This is a genomic window from Myxococcus sp. AB025B (assembly GCF_006518215.1).
In the GTDB taxonomy this organism is placed as follows: domain Bacteria; phylum Myxococcota; class Myxococcia; order Myxococcales; family Myxococcaceae; genus Myxococcus; species Myxococcus fulvus.
Genome location: NZ_SRLW01000643.1, coordinates 1 through 1,185, shown reverse-complemented (window position 1 = coordinate 1,185; position 1,185 = coordinate 1). Strand labels below are relative to the sequence as shown.

Below are 1,185 nucleotides of genomic sequence, written 5' to 3'. Positions count from 1 at the left end.
AAGAGGAGAGGTCATGCTGGTACGCAAGGTGGCCATCAACGAAGAGCAGGTGCGGGCGTTCCTGGAGAGCTTGTTCGAGCAGGACCTGCACGCCAAGAGGGTGCTGTCGCTGTCGCATGCGACGCTGGGCGTGGTGCACGCCGCGTCCTTGTCGGTGCATGCCATTGGCCAGGCGCTGGCGTGGGCCCGAGGCGGCATGGAGAAGCACGGCATCAAGCAGGTGGACCGGCTGCTGTCCAACGAGGCAGTCGACGTGTGGAAGCTGGCGGCCGCGTGGGTACCGTACGTGCTGGCCGAGCGCACCGAGGCGGTGGTGGCGCTGGATTGGACGGACTTCGAGGCCGACGACCACACCACGCTGGTGGCCAGCCTCGTCACCTCGCACGGGCGCACCACGCCTCTGCTGTGGATGACGCTGCGGAAGAGCGCGCTGGCGGGCAACCGCGCTCAGGCGGAGGATGAACTGCTGCTGCGGCTCAAGGAGTGCGTGCCCGAAGGGGTGAAGGTGACGGTGCTGGCGGACCGGGGCTTCGCGGACCAACGGTTGTACGCCCTGCTGGCGCAGGTGGGCTTCGAGTACGTGGTGCGTTTTCGCAAGGACGTGCGGGTGGAGGTGGAAGGCGCCCACCAGCGGCCGGCGGCCGAGTGGATACCGGCCAGCGGGCACGCCAAGAAGCTGACGGACGTGCACGTGACGGCGGACCGCACGCCGGTGCCCGCGGTGGTGTTGGTGCACCAGAAGGGCATGAAGGAGTCGTGGTGTCTGGCCACCAGCCTGGGCACGGCCAGCGCGCGCCAGGTGGTGGACCTCTACTCCCGGCGCTTCTCGTGCGAGGAGACGTTCCGAGACGTCAAGGATTTGAGATTCGGGATGGGGCTGTCCGCCGTGCGGGTGAAGAGTCCGGAGCGCAGGGACAGACTGCTGCTGGTGAGTGCCCTGGCCCAGGTGCTGCTGACGCTTCTGGGCGCCGCCGGGGAGAGTCTCGGCATGGAGAAGGGCTTGAAGGCCAACACCGTCAAGACGCGCACCTACTCGCTCTTCCGGCAGGGCTGCATGTATTACCAGGCCATTCCCATGATGAAGGAGGAGCGCCTGCGGCCTCTCGTCGAGCGATTCTCCGAACTCCTTCACGGCCATCGAGTCTTCCAAGATGCGCTTGGCTTCATATGAGGGGATGGCTCAGG

Annotated in this window: 1 protein-coding gene; it reads left to right on the top strand. The window is 66.7% G+C overall.

The window, feature by feature from the left end; all coding sequences use genetic code 11:
* Positions 1-13: 13 nt before the first annotated feature.
* Positions 14-1,171: an IS4 family transposase gene (locus tag FL311_RS43255; RefSeq protein ID WP_141333519.1), complete on the top strand. Its 1,158-nt coding sequence runs from the start codon at positions 14-16 to the stop codon at positions 1,169-1,171.
* Positions 1,172-1,185 lie beyond the last annotated feature (14 nt).

Excerpts from the sequence above, each read along its gene's own strand:
- FL311_RS43255 (WP_141333519.1), top strand. The coding sequence starts at position 14 with ATGCTGGTACGCAAGGTGGCCATCAACGAAGAGCAGGTGCGGGCGTTC.